Origin of the sequence: Veillonella parvula, from assembly GCF_032577575.1 — a bacterium.
In the GTDB taxonomy this organism is placed as follows: domain Bacteria; phylum Bacillota; class Negativicutes; order Veillonellales; family Veillonellaceae; genus Veillonella.
On record NZ_JAWFVO010000003.1, the window covers coordinates 267,643 to 291,814 of the forward strand.

21 protein-coding genes are annotated in these 24,172 nt (G+C 40.9%); all 21 read left to right on the forward strand.

The genetic code is table 11. From position 1 onward, the window contains the following. Positions 1-776: 776 nt before the first annotated feature. The 21 genes from E7K77_RS07055 (at position 777) to E7K77_RS07155 (ending at position 24,042) form a co-directional block, all read left to right on the forward strand. Positions 777-2,495, forward strand: coding sequence for an FAD-binding protein (locus tag E7K77_RS07055; RefSeq protein ID WP_128114460.1), 1,719 nt, complete (start codon positions 777-779; stop codon positions 2,493-2,495). 1 nt (position 2,496) lies between these two features. After that, complete coding sequence (locus tag E7K77_RS07060) at positions 2,497-3,459, forward strand: succinate dehydrogenase/fumarate reductase iron-sulfur subunit (protein WP_008714753.1); 963 nt, start codon at positions 2,497-2,499, stop codon at positions 3,457-3,459. Next, positions 3,459-4,334 carry a CoB--CoM heterodisulfide reductase iron-sulfur subunit B family protein gene (locus tag E7K77_RS07065; RefSeq protein ID WP_004698224.1) on the forward strand — a complete coding sequence of 292 codons (876 nt, stop codon included), beginning with the start codon at positions 3,459-3,461 and terminating at the stop codon, positions 4,332-4,334. The genes E7K77_RS07060 and E7K77_RS07065 overlap by 1 nt, the downstream gene beginning before the upstream one ends. A 461-nt stretch (positions 4,335-4,795) precedes the next feature. Further along, positions 4,796-5,542 carry a hypothetical protein gene (locus tag E7K77_RS07070; RefSeq protein ID WP_004698107.1) on the forward strand — a complete coding sequence of 249 codons (747 nt, stop codon included), beginning with the start codon at positions 4,796-4,798 and terminating at the stop codon, positions 5,540-5,542. 225 nt (positions 5,543-5,767) lie between these two features. Next, complete coding sequence (locus E7K77_RS07075) at positions 5,768-5,974, forward strand: DUF1659 domain-containing protein (RefSeq protein WP_004698290.1); 207 nt, start codon at positions 5,768-5,770, stop codon at positions 5,972-5,974. 223 nt (positions 5,975-6,197) lie between these two features. Beyond that, positions 6,198-6,419 (forward strand): DUF2922 domain-containing protein, encoded by a 222-nt coding sequence (locus E7K77_RS07080; protein WP_004694662.1) that lies wholly within the window; start codon positions 6,198-6,200, stop codon positions 6,417-6,419. A gap of 305 nt (positions 6,420-6,724) precedes the next feature. Next, on the forward strand, positions 6,725-7,336 hold the full coding sequence (locus E7K77_RS07085; RefSeq protein WP_004698154.1) for a MotA/TolQ/ExbB proton channel family protein: 612 nt from the start codon (positions 6,725-6,727) through the stop codon (positions 7,334-7,336). Then, positions 7,333-7,737, forward strand: coding sequence for an ExbD/TolR family protein (locus E7K77_RS07090; protein ID WP_004698134.1), 405 nt, complete (start codon positions 7,333-7,335; stop codon positions 7,735-7,737). Before E7K77_RS07085 ends, E7K77_RS07090 begins: the two co-directional genes overlap by 4 nt. 8 nt (positions 7,738-7,745) lie before the next feature. Beyond that, complete coding sequence (locus E7K77_RS07095) at positions 7,746-8,549, forward strand: cell envelope integrity protein TolA (protein WP_325306171.1); 804 nt, start codon at positions 7,746-7,748, stop codon at positions 8,547-8,549. Between the two features lie 166 nt (positions 8,550-8,715). After that, positions 8,716-10,779: a TonB-dependent receptor plug domain-containing protein gene (locus E7K77_RS07100; protein WP_325306170.1), complete on the forward strand. Its 2,064-nt coding sequence runs from the start codon at positions 8,716-8,718 to the stop codon at positions 10,777-10,779. A 194-nt stretch (positions 10,780-10,973) separates the two neighbouring features. Beyond that, on the forward strand, positions 10,974-11,906 hold the full coding sequence (locus E7K77_RS07105; RefSeq protein ID WP_325306169.1) for an ABC transporter substrate-binding protein: 933 nt from the start codon (positions 10,974-10,976) through the stop codon (positions 11,904-11,906). Further along, on the forward strand, positions 11,890-12,891 hold the full coding sequence (locus E7K77_RS07110) for a FecCD family ABC transporter permease (RefSeq protein ID WP_004694675.1): 1,002 nt from the start codon (positions 11,890-11,892) through the stop codon (positions 12,889-12,891). Before E7K77_RS07105 ends, E7K77_RS07110 begins: the two co-directional genes overlap by 17 nt. Beyond that, on the forward strand, positions 12,888-13,676 hold the full coding sequence (locus E7K77_RS07115) for an ABC transporter ATP-binding protein (protein WP_060919139.1): 789 nt from the start codon (positions 12,888-12,890) through the stop codon (positions 13,674-13,676). The genes E7K77_RS07110 and E7K77_RS07115 overlap by 4 nt, the downstream gene beginning before the upstream one ends. A 250-nt stretch (positions 13,677-13,926) precedes the next feature. Continuing rightward, positions 13,927-14,514 carry a DedA family protein gene (locus E7K77_RS07120; protein ID WP_060919138.1) on the forward strand — a complete coding sequence of 196 codons (588 nt, stop codon included), beginning with the start codon at positions 13,927-13,929 and terminating at the stop codon, positions 14,512-14,514. 10 nt (positions 14,515-14,524) lie between these two features. Then, a complete protein-coding gene (locus tag E7K77_RS07125) occupies positions 14,525-16,156 on the forward strand; it encodes an ArnT family glycosyltransferase (protein WP_325306168.1) in 1,632 nt (543 codons plus the stop codon). Between the two features lie 489 nt (positions 16,157-16,645). Then, complete coding sequence (locus E7K77_RS07130) at positions 16,646-17,599, forward strand: ABC transporter substrate-binding protein (RefSeq protein ID WP_123138168.1); 954 nt, start codon at positions 16,646-16,648, stop codon at positions 17,597-17,599. Between the two features lie 10 nt (positions 17,600-17,609). Beyond that, a complete protein-coding gene (locus E7K77_RS07135) occupies positions 17,610-18,362 on the forward strand; it encodes an ABC transporter permease (RefSeq protein ID WP_060919135.1) in 753 nt (250 codons plus the stop codon). A gap of 11 nt (positions 18,363-18,373) precedes the next feature. After that, a complete protein-coding gene (locus E7K77_RS07140; RefSeq protein WP_004698211.1) occupies positions 18,374-19,147 on the forward strand; it encodes an ABC transporter ATP-binding protein in 774 nt (257 codons plus the stop codon). Positions 19,148-19,556: 409 nt separating this feature from the next. Further along, entirely contained in the window at positions 19,557-20,354 is a 798-nt protein-coding gene (locus E7K77_RS07145; RefSeq protein ID WP_120054997.1) for a uracil-DNA glycosylase, read from the forward strand. A 53-nt stretch (positions 20,355-20,407) separates the two neighbouring features. Next, positions 20,408-21,484 (forward strand): DUF805 domain-containing protein, encoded by a 1,077-nt coding sequence (locus E7K77_RS07150; RefSeq protein ID WP_058948253.1) that lies wholly within the window; start codon positions 20,408-20,410, stop codon positions 21,482-21,484. A 395-nt stretch (positions 21,485-21,879) separates the two neighbouring features. Next, positions 21,880-24,042: a ribonuclease J gene (locus E7K77_RS07155; RefSeq protein ID WP_325306165.1), complete on the forward strand. Its 2,163-nt coding sequence runs from the start codon at positions 21,880-21,882 to the stop codon at positions 24,040-24,042. The last annotated feature ends 130 nt before the right edge of the window (positions 24,043-24,172 follow it).

Sequence of the window (24,172 nt, forward strand, 5' to 3'; positions counted from 1 at the left end):
GGTGACTATATATATAATATTATATAACTTATTTATCTATTATCATACCTTATACAATAGTAATGAGCAAAAGATGAATGTACATGCGAGTTTACAAGACTTTTCTTCATCTTTAAAAGCCTTAAAAATGGTGGAAGACAGAAACTTAATGAATTCTGCTAATGAATAAAATTTAACTATATCGAAGATTGCCGTATGCGCATAGATGAGAATGATTTTATCGATTTTAGATGATGTGCGATAAATCACTAAAAAAACTTATGATAATTATTATCACAGAAATAAATGCTTGTTATGAACGGATAAATACGATAATTTTCGATAATTAAATTCGAGGTAGATTTGGTAGGAATTTAATGGATATTAATTATTATGAACGGTTAGCGACAATTAAAAAGCTAGTATCTATGCGAATTATATAGATATCAAAGGAAATAAAAAAGTAGAAAAATTTCGGAACCGAACTACTTTCGTAAAATCCTTAACTTCTTGTAAAAATTATTCATATAGGTAATTTTTTGACTCCTCTTTTTACCCTAAAAATGCTAAGTGAAATAAATTATCAATTAGATTAATCAAAATTAATTATGCATAATAGGGTTTAGACATGACCTGAAATGCTCTCTATAATTATAGGTAAAGAAATAAGAAAAATCGCATAAGTATGGGGTTTTTCTTGAAAGAAAAATGATTAGGTTATCAAAAATTTTTATAAGTTTTTGAAATGAGATAGTCTAACAGGTTTCTTATTAATAGGTAGTTATGAGGAGGTCATTATGGAACAGTTTGATGTTCTAGTAGTAGGTAGCGGTGGCGCCGGCATGCGTGCGGCTCTTGAAGTAGGTCGTCGCAAAGGCTTAAAAGTAGCTCTTATTACTAAAATTTTCCCAACTCGCTCTGCAACAGCAATGGCGCAAGGCGGTGTAAATGCATGTTTGAACAACGTTGCAGCTGAAGATACAGTTGAAACTCATACTTTCGATACTGTAAAAGGTTCTGACTATCTTGGCGACCAAGATGCAATCGAATTCTTCTGCTCTCGTTGTCCAGAAGGCGTACTTGAAATGGACCACATGGGTGCTCCATTCTCCCGTACTGAAGAGAATAAAATTGCGCAACGTAACTTCGGTGGTCAATCCTATCCACGTACTTGCTACTCTGCGGATAAAACTGGTCACGTTATTTTGCACACAACTTACGAACAATGCTTGAAAGAAGGCGTACACTTCTTACAAGAATGGTATCTTTTAGATCTTGTTAAATCTGCAGAAGGTCACGTTGGTGGCGCTGTAGTTTGGAACATGAAAGAAGGTAAAGTAGAACAAATTAAAGCGAAAGCTATTATCTTGTCTACTGGTGGTGCAGGCCGTATCTTCTGGACTCGTACTACAAACCCATTCCTTTCCACAGGCGATGGTATGGCAGCAGCATTCCGCGCTGGTAACGGCTTGAAAGATATGGAAATGATCCAATTCCATCCAACTGGTCTTGGTCGTACTGGTATCTTGATGTCCGAAGCGGTTCGTGGTGAAGGTGGTTACCTTCTTAACGCTGAAGGCGAACGTTTCATGAAAAAATATGCGCCTAACAAAATGGAATTGGCATCTCGTGACGTTGTAGCGAAAGCGATCGAAGATGAAATCGCTGCAGGTCGTGGCTTCGGTTCTGGCCTTAACGCATATGTAGTAGCTGACCTTCGTCACTTGGGCCCTGAAGTTATTATCGAAAAACTTCATGGTATCCGCGACTTAGCTATGTGCTTCGAACATTGCGATCCATTGACTCAACCGGTACCTATTCGTCCTACATGTCACTATACAATGGGCGGTATCGACGTAGTGGATTACAAAACTTGTGCATGTGAATTGCCTGGTTTGTTCGCTTCTGGCGAAGCATCTTGTATCTCCATCCACGGTGCGAACCGCTTGGGTGGTAACTCCTTGGCAGACGGTGTAGTATTCGGTAAAGTATCCGGTGCTGGCGCAGCTGATTATGCTGAAACACATGAACAACCTAACGTAGATGCGGAACTTGCTGCAGCTGCAAAAGCTTGGGAAGCTCGTTTCACAGAAGTAACATCCCGTGAAGGCGGTCGTCCGGTTGTAGAAATCCGCGATGCATTGGCTGATGCAATGTGGAATAAAGTAGGTATCTTCCGTAATGAAGAAGGTATTACTGAAGCATTAAAAGAAATCGAACAATTGATTGAAGATTATAAAACTTGTTATGTAGGTGACCCTGAACGTACTTACAACATGGCATTCGTAAACTATTGTGAAATTGGCTCCATGTTAACAGTAGCAAAAGCTATTGCTATGGGCGCTTTACACCGCCGTGAATCTCGTGGTGCTCATATTCGTGAAGACCATCCTAAACGTAATGATGAAAGATACTTAAAACATTCCTTGATCAAATTAGGTGCTGACGGTCAATACGAATTAACAGAACGCGACGTAGTGTTCACTAAATACGAACCACAAGAAAGGAAGTACTAAGATGAGACAAATCACCTACCATATTCACCGTTACCAACAAGGTCGCGCGTTTGTACAGACTTTCAAATTCGATTACGAACCTGACCGTACAATCCTCTGGGGCCTTCAAAAAATTAAAGATACTCAAGATCCAACATTGACATTCTTGGCAGCTTGCCGTTCCGCAGTTTGCGGCGCTTGCTCCATTCGTGTAAATGGCGAAGCGATGCTCGGCTGTGAATCTAAAATCGATGAATTAACAGAACGTTATGGCACAGACGAATTGACAATCGCTCCAATCGGCAACTTCCGTGTTATCCGTGACCTAGTTGTTGATTGGGAATCCAAAGTTGATCGTTTGAAAACAGTTGCTCCTTGGATTTTCCTTAAAGCTGAATTCAACGAAGGGGACAAAATCGTTCGCCAAACTCCAGCTGACTTCAAAAAATTCGTTGCTGGTACAGAATGTATCCTTTGCGGTTGCTGTGCGTCTGAATGTAACAAATTGACTGCTCGCGAAGACGACTTCTTGGAACCATATGTATTCACAAAAGCTAACCGTTTCGTATTGGATAGCCGTGATGATGCACCTATGGCTCACATTCAACCTGCATTCGACAATGGCCTTTGGAAATGCGTTCACTGCATGAACTGTATCTCCCGTTGCCCTAAACACTTAAAACCTGCTCAAGACATTTCCAACTTGCGTAAAGAAGCTACAAAAGCTGGTCTTACTAACAGCAAAGGCGTTCGCCATGCAGTTGCTTTCAAAGAGGACCTTTACAAAACTGGTCGCTTGAAAGAAGTTTCTATGAGCTTGAAATCTGATGGTGTTGTAGATTCCGCTAAACAAGCATTCTATGCATTGCGTTTGTGGAAACACAGCAAAATCAACCCATTTGAACTTGTAGTACCTCAAAAACCTGTAAACGGTATTGATGGTGTTCGCAGACTCATGAAAGCAGCTGAGGAGGTAAGCAAATAATGAAATACGCATTTTTCCCAGGTTGCGTTCTTGAAAGCGCTGCCAAAGAAGATTACTTAGCAACAGTTGCTGTAGCTAAAAAATTAGGTATTGAGTTGGAAGAACTTGACGGCTGGACTTGCTGCGGCGCTTCCCACGTTCAAGATATCGCTCCAGAAGTTACACTCGCTACAAATGCACGTAACATTGCATTGGCAGAAGAAAAGGGTTTAAACCTTTTAACTGTATGTAATACTTGTACTTTGATGCTTCGTGAAGCTAAAAATGAACTTGATGCAAACGAAAAAGAAAAGAACGAAGTTAACAAAAAATTAGCTCAAATCGGTAAACAATACCGCGGTACAACTGATATTACTCATTTCTTATGGGTATTGATCCGCGACTACGGTTTGGACAAATTGAAAGCTAAAGTTGTTAAACCGTTAACTGGTTTACGTGTAGCTGAATACTATGGCTGCCATATTCTTCGCCCTCAAACTGAATTGGGCTTCGAAGATTATCAAATGCCTACATCCTTAGCAGATTTGATCTCTGCTATCGGTGCTACACCAATCGACTTCTCCCGTAAACTTGATTGCTGCGGTTTCCATGCTGTATACCCTGCGCATGATTCCGTAATGCAAATGACTGGCTCTATCAATAAAGATGCGGCAACAGAAGGTGCAGATTGCGTAGTTACTCCTTGCCCACTTTGCCAAATGCAACTTGATATGTTCCAAAAAGAAGCTAAAGAAGTTGTTGGCGGTGGCAAAGATATGCCAATCTTGCACATGTCCCAATTAGTAGGTCTTGCTCTTGGCATTTCTCCTGCTGAAATGGGTATGCCTAAACGTCACTTAACTGATACTGCGGCAGTGACAAAATTTGTAGGTTAATTCGTTTGATTTAGACATGATCAGAGTTGGTCTATATAGTAGTCTGAATCTAAACCTATTATCATAATTACCAGAAGAATCCCCTAGCTTAGGCTAGGGGATTTTTCTTTTTTATAAATAGAGCTCCAGTAATGTTAATGGTAATAGATTTGGATTTAAGTGTACTGAAATATTAATCGTGAAATATATATAAACCGATAAATGTAAAATAAATACAGTAAAATACTAACTTTATAAATAAATTTGATTTTGATATCGATTGATAATTGTAGTATAATAAGTACACAAATTGTATACACTTATATGAGTAATAGCTAATATGTTGTAATTCATAAATTATTATAATGCTATATATACTAGACTATACAATATAAATTTGGGAGATATTATATTGGAAATACTAGTTATTATGCTTTGAGAGGGTGATTAGCATTATAGAGTGTATATACGGGGGGAAAATAATGAATGATATGCTATTAGAATATATCGATCGAATGATTGATCAAGAGACAGAACATCGTGTTTTTTCTGTGGATTTTAACAACAAACAGTACTTTGTAAAACAGGATATAAGTAACCATCGCTCTAGTTGGATTAAGCCCGCACCTAGAGCTTCTTTTGATTATGAGTTTTACAAGATTTCTTTTGTGAATACGCAATTACCAGTAGCTCCTGTTATTGCTGGTTTTAGAGAACATTATTTTGTTACAGAAGATTGTGGCAAAACGTTAACATATTATAGCCAATTGCCTGCTCAACATCCAGAGGATGATAGTTTGCAAGATATGTTAAGTCATATTTTTTATATGTTTGGCAAGACATTGGGTCGCTTGCATGATTATGGTTTAAGCCATGGTCGTCCTGCCATGCGAGACATTACTTATGAGCCAGAAGAAGATAAGATTACTCTGCTAGATTGGGAAAATAGCCGTCGTTGGCCTGAGTTAACACCGCAAGGCTGGGATTTACTCGTCTTTGTTCACAGTTTTTTCCGAGAGGATAATTTACCTATATGTTATCTATATGCTATGATGAATGGCTATAGCTCAGCTTGTACAGCCCGTGAGACCGTTCTACATATAAAAGACATTCTGGGTAAACATGAATATCTTTTTAAATTCTGTCGTATGTTAAATCCTCTACATTTTGTGGACACTGAAGCCGCTGTTAAAGCATATGACTTTATGTTGGCTTTGAAAACCGAATAATATGTATATGGATAGTACTCGTAGTAAGAGCACTTTATAGACCTTTACCGGTGTTATCTAGATTGATAAACTTCTAGATAACATTAGGTAGAGGTCTTTTTCTATTTCAATTTATAGTATTACAGTCAGAGTTCAGCTACTTTCACCATAAGTACCTTAAATAACGGTAAGAGGGTTGTCGAATGAGGGCCTCAGGAATATAAGAGGGTGAAAGGAGGTGATACGATGGCCAATATTAAACGCACTAAATTGGTGTTGCGTTTTAACATCGGTACCGAAGATGCGCCGAAGTACAAAGACGTAACCTATACTCGTGTTGCGGAAGAAGCGTCTGACGATCATGTGAAAACCGTTGGTAATGCGCTGGCAGCCTTGTATGACCACAGCTTGTCCGACGTGGTCCGCGTCAATGAAGTATCCTTAGGACATTAAGTGTAGGTTTTCTACCATTTTGTTTTAGGTGATCCAAACACATTTTTAATTGCTGGTTTCGTACATTCTTATATAGTCGTAAAAAGGTGTAGAAATAGCAAGTCCACACATTCCCATCCTTATTGATATGAATCGAAGATAGGCATATTTGTAATTTAACTTGTTTATATAGTCTATTTAGATTCGATGAACTTGTTTATGAAACGTGAAAGGAGGCGCCCACATGGCGGAAAAACGCGTTGTATATCTTACATTTTCTACGGTCGGTGGTAAAAGCACATCAGTCACAATTAGTGCTCCTCGTGCTGGAATTACTTTACAAGATGCTAAAACAGCGGCTAATGCGTTAGTGGCTAACAAAGTCATTCTTGGTGCTGGTGATGCAGAATTAGCAGCATTTACTACGGCTCGTGAAGTAAAGACACAAACTACTGAATTGCAATAGTACTGATTATGTACGATGTGATTTTGTTAGTGGAAATATAATTTAATAAAAAGAGACCTTGATCAAAGCAAGGTCTCTTTTTGCGTTGCAATTGAGACGTAAGTTCAAATTTATTTCAGATTTATAATTTATAATATCCTTTATAATGACTGGTATTTATATGATGTTGGAAAATATAGTATGATATGGTAGACTTATTAAGTGATTTTAATTATCGTTTTAATGTAACTTGATTTATTTAAAACTAGTTTAGTAGGGGAGAAAATAAGTTTATAGAATTAAGCTGTTAATAAAGGAGGTTTACGATGAAAGAGGCTTGGGAATTATTCTTACATGGTGGATTTGTTATGTGGCCATTACTAGTGGCCCTTATCATTGCCGTAGCTATAGCGATTGAACGTATAGCTTATTATCGACAATTGAAGCGGGAAATGTTTGCTCTGAATGATGCATTAGAAGAGAGCGAAATGAACTGGCAATCCTTATTAACTACCTTAGGATCTAAATATACAGCTAATATTTCGTATAATCTACCTCGCGTGCTTGGACAGTGTCAGAATCGTAATGTATTGCAATCCAAAATGGAGGATATGGTGGCTCATGTTTATACGCACGCTTCTCGTGGCCTTGATTGGCTCTCTACCATTATTACGATAGCACCATTATTAGGCTTACTTGGTACTGTAACGGGTATGATTGGTGCCTTTCAGGTATTCGGTGCTGACGGTGCGGTACCTACTGCTATTACCGGTGGTGTGGGGGAAGCCCTTGTCGCAACTGCTTCCGGGCTTTGCGTGGCTATTGTAGCATTATGTTTCCATGCTGCATTTACCCATCATGTACGCATGACGATATCTCGTTTAGAAGATTCATTTTCTCGTGTTTTAGATTCTTATGATCGGGGGCATGCTGCATGAAACGAATGAGTCGTATGGAGGGAGAAAAGCCTACTTTAATGGTTATTCCTATGATTGATATCATCTTTTTCTTGCTCGTATTTTTTATGATTAGCACCATATATACAATTCCACAACAATCCTTATCTATTATGCTGCCAAAAACGAAAACGCAGCAGTCCGCTGAGTTGCGCCCGGTTTTAATTGATTTTGAAAAATCTGGGCAGCTGATGATAGATGATGGGTATGTGACGAAAGAACAGCTTATTAGCTCTGTGAAAGCCAAGATTGGAGAGAATAAAAATCAAAATTTCCTTATTCGTGCCGATAAGGATTTGAGCTATGGCAAGGTCGTGGAGTTAATGGATGATATGAAAGTAGCCGGCGCTGCAAGTATTAGTATTGCCACTGTTAATAAATAGGTGATGCTATGCCGAAAAAATATGTAGATGTGTGGAAATATCCACATATGACCTATAAAAAAGCCTTTGTTATTGCTACTATTATCAGTATTATTACGGTTGGTGTTGCTTTTATTTCCTTTTCTGATTACATCGAATCTCAAATGATCGGATCTTTGCAAATTAATTTTCTAACGGAACAGGAAGCGGAGAAACAAGTAGAAGAAATTAAAGAGCAGATTAAAGAAGAGAAGGTTCATGAACTTCAATACCAAAAAGAATTGGAAAATAATAAAGTTCAACCTGATAACGGTGGAGCCGGTCACGGAGGACAAAATGGGAACTCTGCTGTTCCTACAAAAAGTGATGTAAGTCCGTCTAGTCAACAAGCGCGTGCTGGTGAAACAGGTACTATTAAACAATCTTCTGTCGGTAGCAATACGGGGAGTGGACTTGTCGGGCCTGAAGGTCCTGGAATTGGGTATGCATCAACAGGAAGTGGAGAAGGGCTTAGCGATCGTGAAAGTACCGGAGGTACTGAAGCAGATGTCGGCGGTGGCGGCGTATTTAGCTATGATGGGTATTGGAGTAATTTACAAAGTGCAATTAATAGTAATTACCCTACAGATGCATACACTATGGGGATTCAAGGTGATGTGACACTAAGGATTTATTTTGCCCCAGGTGGTAGTGTTGCCAGTGTGGAAATTCTTAATTCTGATGACCCTATGTTATCAGAACATGCTAGGGAATATGCTTATAGTGTGGGCGGTGCTGAAAATTCTACAGGTACACAACAATATGCAGATATCACAATTCATTATAATTTATAAGTATAATGAAAAACTAGTATCTTTATGGATACTAGTTTTTTTATATGTATATATATTACTTTGATAACATAAAATAATATTGATAGTTATTCCTGATGAATATATAATTGAGATTAGATATCGTTTTATACTATTAGAGCCCTAATATATTTTCTGGAGGTGTGTGATGAAAAAGTCATGGGCAGCACTATTGTGTGTTGTATGTCTAACGTCTGTTGCAGGTGTGGTAGGTGCAGAAAATAATAGTTCTACAAGTGTAGATAGTGTGAATGAATCTCAAAATACTGTGAGTAATGAGCAGTCAAGACGCATGAAAGATATTACGGTTACGGCTACTCGTACGGAGGCTTTAGTTCGCGATGTGCCAATTGCGACAACGATTATTTCACAAGAGGAAATTAAAGATCGCCAATATCGTAATTTAGAGCAAGCCTTACAAAGTGTGCCAGGCGTTGCTTTCAGCACCGATGCCCACGGTGGACAAAATATTACGATGCGTGGTGCCGAATCTCGTCATACATTAATTCTTATTGATGGACGACGTGTTACGGGAGAATTGACGAAAACGAGAGCTAACGCCATGGGCTGGCTTCGCCAAGGCATGGATAATGTGGAACGCATCGAAATAACTCGTGGACCGTCGAGTGCCCTTTATGGTTCTGAGGCGAATGGTGGGGTTATTAATATTATTACAAAGCAATCTAGAAAGCCAAGTGTAGAGGTTAATACTGAAATTTCCCGACGTGATGCATCGAGTGCGACAGGATATAACTTCAATGTATTGGCTCGTAGTGGGCAAAAAGGAAAGTGGAACGGATCGATTGGTGCAGGTATTCGCAGGAATATAGCGGGTAATAATGATTCTGGCTCGGATAATAATTATCATGGTGATCGGATACCGCTTCATTTTGACGTATCTTATCAAGCGGGAAAAAGAGATAAATTTTTCTTCTTTATAGATCGAGAAACTGAAGACTTGGATATGAATACGAAAAAAGGTAGTTCATTAACTCAATCGGTTGATAAAAATACGACTACTACAAGCACAGGTCTTCGTTGGAATGGTCGTCGCGGTCGGTCATCGCTTATGGTGCAGTCTTACTACAATCATTACAAAGACACCTATGATCAATATAAGCGCACGGGTGGCATAAAAAAACTATCCATTTGGGATGAATATTATAATAAAGAATGGATTACAGACGCACAGGTTAATACATCAATCGATAAGAAGAATCTCTTGACTTATGGCGTTCAATTCCGCCGTCAAGAAGCGATTAGTACGCGTATTAATAATGGCTCCATAGCATGGTCAAGAACTCGAGAAGGCATTACAGATACTGCGGGTAAGGCAACCATTAATTACGGTAGTTACTTTGTGCAACATCAATGGAAACCTAGTCGTAAATGGGTAATTATTCCTGCTGTTCGCTACGATACGTCAAATGCATTTGATAGCCATTGGTCGCCTAAGATTGGTGTTACCTATAAAGCAAATGATAGTCTTCGCTTTAAAATGAACTATGGTGCAGGCTACTCCACACCTGGTATGACGGAAATGTATCATCATTGGCTTATGGCATCTAATGTGCCAAGAGGGCGATTAGGGGCTTTCGATATATATTTGCAAGGTAATCCTAATTTGAAACCTGAAAGCTCTTATAACTTTGATTTCTCTGTCGAAAAAGATTGGAAACGGACAAATGTTAAGGCGTCCTATTTCCACAATGTTATTAAAAATTATATTGAAAGCGGTGCCAATCGTATTGATATGGCGAATCGCCGTATTTATGTTTCGTATTCCAATTTACCTCGTGCTGTATTGCAAGGTGTGGAATTATCTGTAAATCATAGACTCAATGATAAATGGGATGTATTCGGTAACTATACTTATTTGGATGCGAAGAATGACGTTACCCATAATCGTCTGTTAAACCGTGGTCGTCATGTATTCAGTGGTGGTGTTAATTATCATCAAGGTCGCTGGACTGGCGCGTTCTGGGGTAATTATTATATTAACTACCTTGATGGCATTGATGCTATCGTTGTTAACCCACGTCTCAGCATTCCGAAGAAGAAAAACATTCAAACTTGGAATGTTATGGTGACTCGTCAGTTGAATGATAATGCATCCATGTATGTAGGGGTTGAAAATATATTTGGCGAAAAACAAGACTTACGGGATATTCATGGCGCTACTTATCGCATGGGCCTTAACTTGCGTATGTAATAGTGAGATATTAATGTACGCATGAAATGCTGAGGCTTTAATGTATGAATGAAATACATGCATATGTATTGGTGTATGTAATATAGTGGCATTAATTTGAAACTATAATGTATGAGGTTTAGCTTGCATAAGTAATCTGCGAGGTGATCATTATCAATAAGCCATTATTATGTTTATTGGGGATTGTTACTGTTGTGGGGGTTTTCACTACGGCTACAAGTTTTGAAGGCAAGCGAGAGGTATTCAGCGAGGCTGGTGCTATTCAGATTGAAGATGATACGAAGCAAATTGTGTCGTTGCCAAACATAGCAAGTCGTGTAGTATCTATTTCTTCGGCGGATAGTGAATTGCTTATCACTTTAGGTGTTAGCCCCGTAGGCGTAGTAAATTCAAGGGAATTACCGGCAGATGTGCAGGCTAAAATTGCACAGTATCCGAATATGAATAGTGCTGTATCTCCAAGTATTGAACGAATTATTATGTCCGACCCGAATCTCGTTATCGGCATTGCCATGCCGTTTCAAACGGCGTTGCGCAAAGCTTTTAATGCGAATCATATTCCTAGCTTTTACCACTTGTCCTCCAATTATGATGACATCATGGACCATATTCGACATGTGGGCACCATGACTGGTCATGATAGGGAGGCGGCTGCGTTGGTCCAGAAATATAATGATATCCTAACGGAAATCATACAGCGTCATAAAGATGAGTCTGCACCGCGTGTCCTCATCGTTTTTGGGACGCCTACGAGTTACCAACTAGCCTCCAGTAAAACATATGTGGGAGATATTTTCCAAAGATTAGGGGCAAAAAATGTGGCTGATGTATATTTGCCGCAGGATGTATCGGAGAATGCTTTGGATGGATATATTCCGCTTAATCTGGAGACGATGGCCGTTCTTGATTGTGACAAGGTTATCTTGATTAATCATGGCAGTAGCGGTGAGAAAGATATAGCAGCTTTTAAAAAGGCTTTTAAAACGCCGGCATGGCAGAATGTACCTGCTATTGCTAATGGGAATATAGAGGTCTTGCCGGGTCCGTTGTTTGCGTCGGTGCCGACTGCCCGAATGGATCAAGTGTTATTATATGCGGAAAAGGTGTTATATGGACAATCTCATTAATGTGCAGGAACGTCGTGGCTTACGCGTTTTTGTGGCTGCGCTGATTCTGTTAATAGCAGGTGTGTTGCTGAGTATGAAATTGGGTGCCGTTCCATTAACTTGGGGCGAATTATACCAAATCATAACGGGTGGCGATACATCAAAAATTGGTCAAATTATCATGACTATACGCTTACCACGTGTTGTAGTGGGATTCTTAGCGGGCATGAATCTTGCCTTAGCTGGCGTGATTTTACAAGGTATCTTGCGAAATCCTTTGGCGGATCCTGGCATTATTGGCATTACCTCTGGTGGTGCTTTGGCGGCTATGATCATCATGATTCTCATGCCTACTTACGTTATGCTTGTTCCTATTGGTGCTTTTGTTGGTGCATTAGTGGCATCGTTTTTGGTTTACGGTATTTCTTGGCAAGGTGGACTTAATCCGTTGCGCCTTATCTTAGCCGGTGTGGCTGTAGCGGCTTTCTTCGGCGGGTTTAATACGATTTTGTCCGTTTTTTATCCAGATCGTGTTCAAGGAACGGTGAGCTGGATGGCAGGTGGTTTTGTAGGGCGCAGTTGGGACGATGTGATGATGATCTGGCCTTATACGGCTATAGGCATTATTGGATCTATGATATCTATCAGATGGCTTACATTGCTTAGTTTAGGCGATGATACGGCACGCACCTTGGGTGTGCATGTTGAAAGATGCCGACTTTTGTTGCTCGTATTAGCCTCTTTGTTAGCCGCATCAGCAGTGAGTGTGTCGGGGATGTTGGGATTTGTAGGCCTTATCGTGCCTCATGTGGCGCGCCTCATCGTAGGTGTGGATTATCGTTACTTGATTCCTACGTCTATGGTCTTTGGTGGCATATTAATTGTTTATGCAGATACATTGGCGCGCATGATGATTGCGCCCGGTGAAATTCCTGTAGGCGTACTGATGAGCTTCTTGGGTGCTCCATTCTTCTTGTATCTATTGAAAGGGGTGGGGCGAAGATGAGTGTGTTAATAGTCGACAATATAACGGTAGGTTATGGAAAACGATTGATACTGGAGAATCAATCTATCGTCTTTGATAAACCGGAAATAATATCTATTATTGGTCCAAATGGTTCGGGAAAATCAACGTTTTTGAAAGCTTTGGCGCGGCTTATCAAGATAAAACAAGGGACTATATCGTTAGATGAAAAATCTTTACATTCGTGGAATACAAAGGAATTAGCGCGTCATATAGCTTTGTTACCGCAAATTACGACCGCCCCTGAAGGAATGTTAGTTGAGCAGTTGGTTCGATCCGGACGAAATCCGTATGTATCGATTTTTAAGGAACTATCTGATGCGGATTTAGCTGCTGTGGAGCAGGCGATGAAATGCACAGATGTATGGAAATATCGGTATCGGCAAATAGGGGAACTATCCGGCGGTGAACGGCAGCGCGTATGGCTTTCATTAAGTTTGGCGCAAGAACCGAATATTCTACTCCTCGATGAACCGACTACCTATCTCGATAGTCGCCATCAAATTGAGTTGATGGAGCTAGTTAAACGCACACAGCGGGAACGAAATATTATGGTCGTTATGGTGCTCCATGATTTGAATCTAGCTTTGCGCTATAGTGACCGCATTATTGCTATTAAAGAGGGAGCTATTGTAGGTGATGGAACTCCGCATATGATGATGACCCCAGAGAATTTAGCAGAGTGGTTCGGTATTAAAGCGGATATTTTACAAAGTCCTCGCAGTGAAGAAACATGTCCTATATGTGTACCATATGGTCTTGCTTAAATAGAGGAACTTAAATGCTATATACTAGTTAATTGTTAGCTGTTTTTACTGAAATGTACACAATAGCAAAAAAGCTATTTCGAAAATTGCATACTGTTTATACCTTAAAGAGACCCCACCTGTGGTGAGGGTCTCTTTATTATGGTAAAATATATAGTGTACTAAATGGTTGGGTGAAACTTTCACGAAATGATGTACCAGAATAAGTACATTATAGAACCCGGATGGGGATTTTTAATGAGGTAAAATAGTGGAATATATTATTTCGTTTATGGAAACATATGGCTATACGGCCATGTTTATTGCAATGGTTCTAGAAAATGCTAACGTGCCTATTCCAAGTGAAATCGTACTTGGTTTTGCGGGGTATTTGATAGCTCAAGGCATATTTGATATGCATACAACAATGGTGGTAGGTATCTTAGCAGGTATTGTTGGTTCTATGGTATCCTACTGGATGGGTGAGCATGGTGGGCGCCCTTTATTATTGAAATATGGTAAATATATATTCTTTAATGAACATAAATTTGAACTGGCAGAAAAGATGTTTAATAAATATGGCGGTGTAGCTGTATTTTTTGGTCGACTTTTACCTGGTGTTCGTACCTTTATCTCCTTCCCTGCAGGAATGGCACGCTATCCCATGTGGCATTTCATCATCTGGACGGTACTCGGTACGATTCCTTGGACGATTTTGCTCGTTTACTTAGGCAAGGTGCTTGGTGAAAATTGGCAAGACCTTATCGAGTACAATCATGAGTTCTTGATTGTTATGATTGTTGTATTTGTCATTATAGCTGTAGTACTGGGCTTTAGATACTATCGTAATCGTCGATAAGGAGGCCCTTATGAAACTCTCTCGATTAACACCAGTCGTATTTATTGTGTGGCTAGTGTTTTATATGTTTGGCAATAATATGTTGCCTGTTACAGATCCCGTTGAATCTAATTATGCGTTAACAGCAAAGGAAATGGTTCTTTCAGGTGATTGGCTATCTCCGCAGATTTATGGTACTTATTGGTACGATAAACCCATCATGATTTATTGGCTCATTGCTCTTGGCTTTAAAATCTTTGGAATTGCTGATTGGGTGGTGCGCCTACCGAGTGCTATTTTTGGTGCTTTGTCGGTGGCGACCATGTATCAATCTACGCGTACCATGAGCGGTAAGTGGGCACTTGGTCTCATTGGGGCATCCGTTCTAGGCACATCTCTCATGTTCTGGACCGTAGCACATGGCGTTATTACGGATATGGTGCTCCTCTATACGACGTTGATGGTCATGATTTACTCCTACAAGGGACTGGTAGAACAGAAACCGTATGCCATGATTGTAGCCTATGTATTCGCAGCGTTAGGCGTACTCACTAAAGGTCCGGTAGCCATTGTGTTGCCTGGTATGATTTTACTTGTTTTTGCAGGTATTAATCGTTCTTGGTCTATGGTGAAAGCCATCTTCGATTGGCGTGGCATTTTAGCTTTTTGTGTAGTTTGTTTGCCGTGGTATGTGTACATGTACAGTGTTCATGGTCAAGACTTTATCAATGGCTTCTTAGGGCTTCACAATGTGACTCGCGCTACTCAATCGGAGCATCCAGAAGATAATGTGTGGTGGTATTATCTCGCTATCTTCCTTGGTGCTTCTATGCCGTGGACGGGTGCTGTTATTTACGGTATAATCGATGGTTTTAAACAACGTCATACAGGGTTTATCTATAATATGACTTGGGGTGTTGGAATTGTGCTATTCTACACCTTGATGGCAACAAAATACCCTCTATATACCTTTGTTAGCTTAGTCCCATTTAGTGCTATCGGTGCTTTGGGCGTTATGAAACTTATTCGCAAAGGCAAATCTAGAGCCTTAAAATGGATTATTATGGGGCCGACGTTGCTTTTGTGGATTGCTTATGTAGCAGGTTCTTTCTTCGCACCATGGGGTTTTTATTGTTTGCTCTATGTCGTGGTTGCTATGGCAATATTGGCTATGTTCTATACATGGTATACGAAAAGAGGATATCGTTTAGTTACAATTATTGTCCTTGGTACGATGGTTATATCTTCTATAGTTGTTATGGAAGGTTTAGAGCCATTCGTTAAGCAACGTAGTAATATTGATGTTGTTCCAGTAGTGGATTCCTATGAAGGGGATGTCTATTACTATAACGGCTATAGTACGGCTGTTGTGTATTATACGGGTCATAAGGTTATCAAGATTAATGGTGATGAAAGTCGCTGGGATGATCGAGATAAATTAAAAAAACGTAGCGCTGAATGGCAGAAAAAATATCTTATGGAACAAGTAAGTGAAGAGGAATTTAACAAGATTATCGAATCTGGTAAGCCACTTATGTTAATCGTTTCAAAAGGGGAAATTAAGCATTTCCATCAGTCCTCCATTTATCCACATGTATCTGAGTCTAGTGAAGCAGGTACATCTGAAGTTTACGTATTAAATAAAAAGACTCTATTCAAATAATTGTGAAAACTTAATAAACATTAAAAACAGGTAGTATCCAATGATATGTATCCCCTTTACTGGTTGTCTAGTAAAGGGGGTACATATCACAACGAATACTATCTGTTTTTTTGTTAATTAGCACCTTACCACTTTTCGTTAATTAGTTGTTTGCTGTTTTTGGTTAATTAAAATCTTGCGGTTTTATGTTATCTGAAAGTTTACTGGTGTTGATCCTATATATACTATCTATTTATTTGCCTTTTATATTAAAATGCTTATTTAAATGAATAGGATCTTGTCTATATTGACATTTTTCGTACATAAATAATAATACCTACAATATTAATATGATTTATTGACATAATTAATACATATTGATATAGTAGGTTATATTAAGTTTAGAAGACGAGGTGTTCTAAAGCCTGATTTCATCTAAGGTATAGAAAAATGCGGAAAATGATATGAGTCATAAACGCCCCTTGTTGTGAGGTAGAAAGAGGGGACATTATGAAGAAATTTTGGTATCTATTCATTGCTATCGTGCTGTTGATAGTAAGTGGGCTAGCGTATGGTTATCATGAACACAGTAAACCAAAGACCGCCCAAGAATTAAAAACCGTGCGCGTTGCGTATTTACCGATTACGCATGCGCTACCCGTATTTGCTATGAAGGAACTGGAGACAGCAGATGGTCCCGTTCATGTAGAGCTTGTTAAATACGGTTCCTGGCCGGAACTCATGGATGCGCTCAACACCGGTAAAGTAGACGCTGCAGCCGTTCTCGTTGAGCTCGGTGTAAAGGCTCGTGAACAGGGAATTGATGTGCGCGCAGCGGCATTAGGTCATACGGAAGGTAACATTATCGTTGTAAATAACAATATTAACTCTGTACAGGATTTAAAAGGCAAATCCTTTGCTATCCCTCATAAGCAATCAACTCAAAAAATCCTTGTAGACCTCATGCTTGAACGGGCGGGTCTTAGCGAGAAGGACGTACAGATAGTGGAGATGAGTCCTCCCGAAATGCCGTCCGCATTGTCGGTCGGTCAAATCGCTGGCTATAGCGTGGCGGAGCCTTTCGGTTCTCTTGCTATAGAAATGGGAGCTGGGAAGGTCTTTGAAGACCCTGATCACTTATGGCATGACAATATTTGCTGCGCCCTCGTATTCAACGGTCAATTCGTCGATGAACACCACGATTTGGCGAAGGCTTTCACAAAAGCTTATCTCGATGCAGGTACGTATTTAGACGAGCATCCGGAGGCGCAAAAGGAGATTTCCTTAAAATACATGAAGTTTAAGGATCCTGTTATTGAACGTTCCCTCAAAGTGATTGGGTTTAAAGATTTAGCCCTTACAGAGGAGCGTTACAATGCGCTCGTGCATCACATGACACATATTGATTTAATCAAAAACGTGCCGAGCTATTCAGAGTTTGTAGATCAAACATTGTTACCATAGGAGGGGGACCATGAAGAAATATACATATGTGCCGGGCTCATTTATCGCAGCGTGGCTAATTTGGGAGCTGGTTGTTCGCCTCGGCGGATTTAACGAAGCCTTGTTGCCGACGCCGTACAAAGTGTTGCTCGGCTTTGGGGAGCTCATCGGAGACGGTGTGTTATTCAAGGATGTTGCGGACAGTTTGGTGCGCTTTTTCATAGGCTATGTCATTTCCGTCGTAGCCGGCGTGTTTTTAGGCCTTATTTTAGGCTGGTATAAAGGCATTTGGAACTATATAAATCCCATCGTTCAGGTGATTCGTCCTATTTCACCGGTGGCATGGTTGCCGTTTATCGTACTGTTTTTCGGTATCGGACAGGCGCCGGCCATCGTTATCATCTTTATTGCGGCGTTTTTCCCGGTTCTATTGTCCACGGTGTCCGCGATTCAGAATATCGATCCCGTATATATCAAGGTGGCTCGAAATTTTGGCATCAAACAGCCGGAACTGTTATTTAAAATTGTATTGCCCGCCGTGTTTCCCGGTATTGCATCGGGCCTTCACATCGCGCTCGGCACGGCGTGGATCTTCCTGGTGACGGGGGAAATGGTAGGCTCTCAGACGGGTCTTGGATTCCTCATCATCGATATGCGGAACAATTTGCGTAACGATCTTCTGATGGTGGCGATTTTGACGATTGGCTTTGTAGGACTTTTGCTCGATTGGGGCGTGTCCCTCATCGAAAAATGGATTTATAGACGTTGGGGCATTGAGAAATAGGAGGTGGACGCATGGGTTACATTTCGGTGCGCAATGCACACAAGGAATTTATGAAAGATGGAGAACCGCTCACCATCCTTGAAAATATTAATCTGGACATTGAACGAGGTGAATTTATTTGCCTTTTAGGTCCTTCCGGGTCCGGTAAAAGCACGCTTTTAAATGCTATGGCCGGCTTTGAGCTCGTTACTTCGGGCTCTATTACCATCGACGGCGCGGAGGTGAAAGCACCTCAACTGCGGTATGTAACGGTCTTTCAAAATTACGGACTGCTACCGTGGCGAACGGTGGAAAGTAATATTGAACTGGGCCTTGAAAGTAAGAATGTGCCTAAGGAAGAGCGACCTGCTATCATCGACAAATACGTGAAAATGGTGGGGCTCGACCATGCGCGCAATCGCTATCCGGCGGAGTTGTCCGGTGGGATGCAGCAACGTGTATCCATTGCGCGGGCGTTGGCGGTCGATCCGGACATTATCTTCATGGATGAACCGCTAGGGGCCCTCGATGCGTTGACACGCATCAATTTACAGGATGAAATCTCCCGTATCTGCCGTGAAGAGGGTAAAACGGTCGTATTCGTTACGCATGATATCGAAGAGGCGGTGGTTCTTGCGGATCGCGTCGTAGTGCTCGCTGCTAATCCGGGACGGGTGCAAACCATTATCCCCGTCAATCTCATCGATAGGACGGACCGGACCTCGGCGTCCTTCGTCAATATTCGAAACCACATATTTGAACAATTCCAACTCGCCAAAGAAGACAAAATCGAGTTTTATATATAATTGTGATATTGTATATATTAATAGCAACAGAAGTCTGACAAAAACTGTAGTTTCAAAGATAGTAGAATCATTCATTACCATCAAGGTTGTTATATGAGGCTTTGATGGTAGAGAATCTTAAGTCGCTTTGAAATTACAGTTTTTTATATTCCGTTGTATGTGGATATTTTGAATATTAATTTTGCATCAAACTTTCAGAAATGGGTGCTATTATAAATATAGTAACAGCAACATTTTAGGTAGTGCGTGATTATCGGATATAGTATCACATATCATGATTGGGCATCGTAATATATGGATTGTATTACTATAGGTTTTAGTGTATAAATACAGTATATAAAAGCTTGATAATCATGATATACAGCATTATTAATTATATGGTTCGGTAGTATAAATTGGGGGAAATCCTATGTCCTTATTTGCACCAGAGGAAGAAAAAACGCTGTCTTTTGATGAATATATGGCCTCGTTTGATGCGGATCGGGTAGCAAAAGTACAGCAGTTTGTAGACTGGCTCGGTCAATATAGAGGCGAGCTTGTTCACAATCCGTGGGGTGAGGTGAATTCCGACCTCGAAATTGTTCGGTCTGACTTTGATGCGGCGCAGGTGCGTCGTAACAATTTGACGGCGTATTTGCTGCCGCGGTTGGGACGCTCCAAAATCTTTGTAGTGGCAGAGGCTGTCGGATATCAAGGCGGGCGTTTTTCGGGCATTGCCATTACCTGTGAGCGCATGTTGTTGGATAAGCATAAAACAATTCGGGCGCATCAGATAACGCCTGTTACATTACAAAGAACTAGCTCCCCTGTGAGTCCAATGCTGAAACGGACTCAACAGGAACAAGGGTTCAACGAACCTACGGATACGGTAGTATGGAGTGCCATCATTGAACAGGGAATCGATCCGTACGATGCACTGTTGTGGAATATATTTCCCTTTCATCCTCATAAGGCGGACGAACCGCTCACTAATCGGACACCGACCGAGTCGGAGCAGCAGCTAGGTTGGGAATATACGAAAAGACTGCTGGCATTGCATACCGAATTAGGTGGACCGAAGTCGCTCGTGCTCGCTGTCGGTCAAAAATCGGCGGACACGATGGGGCGATTCGGTCTTTCAGCCATCGGTCTTAGACATCCCGCTAACGGTGGGGTTAATTTATACCGTGAAGGTTTTGCTAAAGCTATAGGCCAATTTATACCGTAAAGATCTTGTTGAAGCTATATAGAGAGAGAGTTTTGAGATAGAAGGTATTACATATGAAACGTTATTGTGAATCCTGCCGTCAATATTGTGACGAGGCGGCCATGTTCTGTCCGCATTGCGGGCAGTATACGACTGCGGTGGAGGTTGAGAGAATTGCACCGGAAGGGGATATTATCTATCCGCTGGCGCATTATCAGTTGAGTTATAAGGATACATTTCTTTATGTGGTAGGCCACAAATTTATGAATTCAGATGGCCGCGCGTCTAAAGGAGAATTTTTGCGGTTCTTTTTGTTGTGGCTATTAGTTATCGTTGGAATTCTGGCGCTTGCTTATGGACTTACGGCGGTGCTTCATAGGGGTATTTATTTAATCCTGTTGGCATGGATGTTACTGACAATCATCGGTCTAGTCTTGCTAATTCCGTTGGGGGCTCTATGTATCCGTCGCCTTCATGATACCGGTAAAAGTAGTGAACATCTATTTTTTGTTTTAATACCTTTTATAGGGCCAATAATTCTATTTGCTCTACTGTGTAAGAAGGGTGAACCGAAGGCCAATCAATATGGTGAGGCGTTAAGGAACATCGTCATTGACAAACGGTTGGCATCTATTATGAAAGTATCGCCTACGAGCAGTGCTTTCACCACTCGAATTCTCGTTGCATTGCTGGTGAGTGCTATCTGCGTATGCAGTGTTTCGGCTCGTTATATGGGACCGGAAAGTGAACTGGAGCTGGGCGGATGGTTTACGAACATCATTGTCGGTCAAGGTAGTGATGAAGCTGCACGGGATGCGATACACGATTATTTTGATGCCGTCAATGAAAAGAACTATGATAAGGCTTTCACCTATGTTATCAATCAGACTAAGACGAATCCCGTAGAAAAGCAAAAATGGATGGAATCTATGAAGTCGGCGCCGAAGGTGGTTGTCGGGTCCTTAGGTGCGAGTCGTATCACTCGTATAAACAGCATGAAACGCATCATTTACGAAGCGGATCTGCAAGTCACTAAACCCGGAGATGGCGCGGTTGAGGCTGCGCACATGACACGCTACATATCTCTGGTCGAAGAAAATGGCGAATGGCATATTGAAGGATTTTATAAAAGTATGCCAGATGATAAATAATGAAATGCTTTGGGGTGGTTCGGTTTGAGCCGCCCTTTTAAGTAGTAGTAAAATTTTATGTTACTTTTGATGAATCAAGCGTAGAACTCTTTTGTTTATGTTGTTTTTATGTTATAATGAGCACAACGTATGAAAGTGAGGCTTTCATCAAAACAGATCGGACTATATTGCACTGCGTATCGGATTGAGATAAAAACAGAAGTCTCTTGCGGTTGAAGCATCTGATAGTGCACTATACTCATTTGCTACGGCAAATGGCACACAAACTAGGAACGGCAAAATTTGATAGCGCATTTTTGCGCCCATTTGACGAGACGCTAGTATAATAGCGCCTTTTTCTTTGTGTGACATTTCCTCGTGGCATAGATCAATTCAAGTGATAGGTGAGAAAAACTATGTTAAATAAATTAATGAACAAAATTTTAGGAGGAACTGTGAATACAACAGATAATCAGGTTACTGCGCAAGTGAAAGCAGAACCAACAGTAGCAAAAACTGCTACTCTTACAGCTGCGACTGAAGGCGAGCAAAAACAAACGCGTCGCCGTACAAATACACGCCGCCCTGCTGGCGAAGGTCGTACGCGCCAACAAACAGCTGGTGAAGGTGCAACACGCCAACGCCGGTCTACAAATACTCGTACAAGTGCGAATAGTGGTCGTACTAATACGACTCGCCGTACAAATACACGCCGCAATGCGGAACAAGGTGAAGGTCAAGAACGCAAAACTCGCCAAACTCGTGCACCGCGTGGTGAAAATACACGTAATGCGCGTACTAATAATGGTCGCAATGGCCAAAATGGTCAGAACCGCAATAATAACCGCTCCAATAACCGTTCTACAGGTTGGAATAATCAAGAGGAACAAGTAGAATTAGTCGGTCGTACGCCAAATGGCGCCAACAAGGGCAAATTCCAAATCATCCCACTAGGTGGCCTTGGTGAAATTGGTAAAAATATGACCATATTCCAATACGAGGACGAAATTATCGTTCTTGATTCTGGGCTTGCATTCCCTAGTGAAGATATGCTTGGTGTAGATATCGTTATTCCTGATATGAGCTATATTATCGAGAATAAAGACCGCGTGAAAGCTGTCGTAATTACTCATGGTCACGAAGATCATATCGGTTCTTTGGCGTACCTTATGAAAGAAATTAGTTGCCCAGTATATGCAACAAACCTCGTTTGTGGATTAATCGAAGGCAAGTTTAAAGAACATAAGGTATCTCCAAAATGTCTTCGTACGATTGCTGCCGGCGATGAAGTTCAAATTGGTCAAGTGACTGTTGGTTTCATCCAAACAAATCACTCTATTCCTGACTCTTGCGCTGTATACTTTAATACACCAATCGGAACAATTCTTCATACAGGGGACTTTAAAATTGACCAAACTCCTGTTGATGGCCGTTTGATGGATATGCACAAATTTGCTGAGTTAGGTAACAAAGGCGTATTAGCGCTCTTGTCGGACTCTACAAATGTAGAAAAACCAGGTACTACCGGTTCTGAAAGTTCCGTAGGCCCTGCGATTAAACAAGCTGTTGGAGAAGCAAAAGGCCGCGTTGTTTTGGCGACATTTGCATCTAACGTATCCCGTATTCAACAAGCTATTGATGCGGCGGTTATGTTCAACCGTAAGGTTGTAGTTATGGGCCGTAGCATGGTCAATGTTACAGAAATTGCCCAAGAGCGTGGATACTTGAATATTCCACCAAATACAATCATCGACGTTGATGTAATGCACAACTACACAGATGACCAAATCATGATCTTAACGACTGGTTCTCAAGGTGAACCGATGGCAGGCTTGTCCCGTATGGCAACAAGCAACCATCGCACTGTAGAATTGGCACCGAATGATACTGTTATCATTTCTGCAACACCAATTCCAGGCAACGAAGGTGCTGTAGGTAGAACTATCGATAACTTGCTTCGTTTAGGTTGTAATGTGGTATATGGTAAAGACCGTGGTATTCACGTATCTGGTCATGCGAGCCAAGAAGAGCTTAAAACAATGCTTAACCTTGTTCGTCCGGAATACTTTATCCCAGTTCATGGTGAGTATCGCATGTTGCGCCGTCATGGTGAACTTGGTGTGGCCATGGGCGTAGATCCTAAGAAAGTCCTTATCGGTGATAATGGTCAAATCTTTGAATTCGATAAAGATGGTGGTCGCAAAGGTGGCCGCGTACAAGCTGGCGCTATCTTCGTTGATGGCCTTGGTGTTGGTGACGTAGGTAATATCGTTATCCGTGACCGTCAACAATTGGCACAAGAAGGTATGGTTATCGTCGTTATGGCGATGGATAAAGCTTCCGGTACTATCGTAGCTGGTCCAGACCTCGTATCTCGTGGTTTCGTATATGTTCGTGACGCAGAAGAACTCATGCTTGCTGCGGAGCGCCGTGTAGAACAAGTTCTTGAAGATTGCGAAATGCAACGCATCAAAGACTGGACAACCATTAAGCAAAACGTACGTGACGCATTGGGTAAATTCTTCTATGATAAAACTCGTCGTCGCCCTATGATCTTGCCAATTATTCAAGACGTATAGATATAATTAAGACAAGCAGTTGTTAAAATATTTATTTAACAACTGCTTGTTTTTCATTGGTATATGATTGTAAAATTAATGTAATCAAAGTAGGAATTTTATAATAAGTAGCGAATATTATTTAGTAGAA

What these genes read in the sequence shown, in the direction of transcription:
- E7K77_RS07130 (WP_123138168.1), top strand. Translation starts at nt 16,646, where the DNA reads ATGAAGAAATTTTGGTATCTATTCATTGCTATCGTGCTGTTGATAGTA.
- E7K77_RS07145 (WP_120054997.1), top strand. Translation starts at nt 19,557, where the DNA reads ATGTCCTTATTTGCACCAGAGGAAGAAAAAACGCTGTCTTTTGATGAA.
- E7K77_RS07110 (WP_004694675.1), top strand. Translation starts at nt 11,890, where the DNA reads ATGGACAATCTCATTAATGTGCAGGAACGTCGTGGCTTACGCGTTTTT.
- E7K77_RS07090 (WP_004698134.1), top strand. Translation starts at nt 7,333, where the DNA reads ATGAAACGAATGAGTCGTATGGAGGGAGAAAAGCCTACTTTAATGGTT.
- E7K77_RS07100 (WP_325306170.1), top strand. Translation starts at nt 8,716, where the DNA reads ATGAAAAAGTCATGGGCAGCACTATTGTGTGTTGTATGTCTAACGTCT.
- E7K77_RS07095 (WP_325306171.1), top strand. Translation starts at nt 7,746, where the DNA reads ATGCCGAAAAAATATGTAGATGTGTGGAAATATCCACATATGACCTAT.
- E7K77_RS07155 (WP_325306165.1), top strand. Translation starts at nt 21,880, where the DNA reads ATGTTAAATAAATTAATGAACAAAATTTTAGGAGGAACTGTGAATACA.
- E7K77_RS07125 (WP_325306168.1), top strand. Translation starts at nt 14,525, where the DNA reads ATGAAACTCTCTCGATTAACACCAGTCGTATTTATTGTGTGGCTAGTG.
- E7K77_RS07135 (WP_060919135.1), top strand. Translation starts at nt 17,610, where the DNA reads ATGAAGAAATATACATATGTGCCGGGCTCATTTATCGCAGCGTGGCTA.
- E7K77_RS07150 (WP_058948253.1), top strand. Translation starts at nt 20,408, where the DNA reads ATGAAACGTTATTGTGAATCCTGCCGTCAATATTGTGACGAGGCGGCC.
- E7K77_RS07065 (WP_004698224.1), top strand. Translation starts at nt 3,459, where the DNA reads ATGAAATACGCATTTTTCCCAGGTTGCGTTCTTGAAAGCGCTGCCAAA.
- E7K77_RS07060 (WP_008714753.1), top strand. Translation starts at nt 2,497, where the DNA reads ATGAGACAAATCACCTACCATATTCACCGTTACCAACAAGGTCGCGCG.
- E7K77_RS07080 (WP_004694662.1), top strand. Translation starts at nt 6,198, where the DNA reads ATGGCGGAAAAACGCGTTGTATATCTTACATTTTCTACGGTCGGTGGT.
- E7K77_RS07055 (WP_128114460.1), top strand. Translation starts at nt 777, where the DNA reads ATGGAACAGTTTGATGTTCTAGTAGTAGGTAGCGGTGGCGCCGGCATG.
- E7K77_RS07075 (WP_004698290.1), top strand. Translation starts at nt 5,768, where the DNA reads ATGGCCAATATTAAACGCACTAAATTGGTGTTGCGTTTTAACATCGGT.
- E7K77_RS07115 (WP_060919139.1), top strand. Translation starts at nt 12,888, where the DNA reads ATGAGTGTGTTAATAGTCGACAATATAACGGTAGGTTATGGAAAACGA.
- E7K77_RS07070 (WP_004698107.1), top strand. Translation starts at nt 4,796, where the DNA reads ATGAATGATATGCTATTAGAATATATCGATCGAATGATTGATCAAGAG.
- E7K77_RS07085 (WP_004698154.1), top strand. Translation starts at nt 6,725, where the DNA reads ATGAAAGAGGCTTGGGAATTATTCTTACATGGTGGATTTGTTATGTGG.
- E7K77_RS07140 (WP_004698211.1), top strand. Translation starts at nt 18,374, where the DNA reads ATGGGTTACATTTCGGTGCGCAATGCACACAAGGAATTTATGAAAGAT.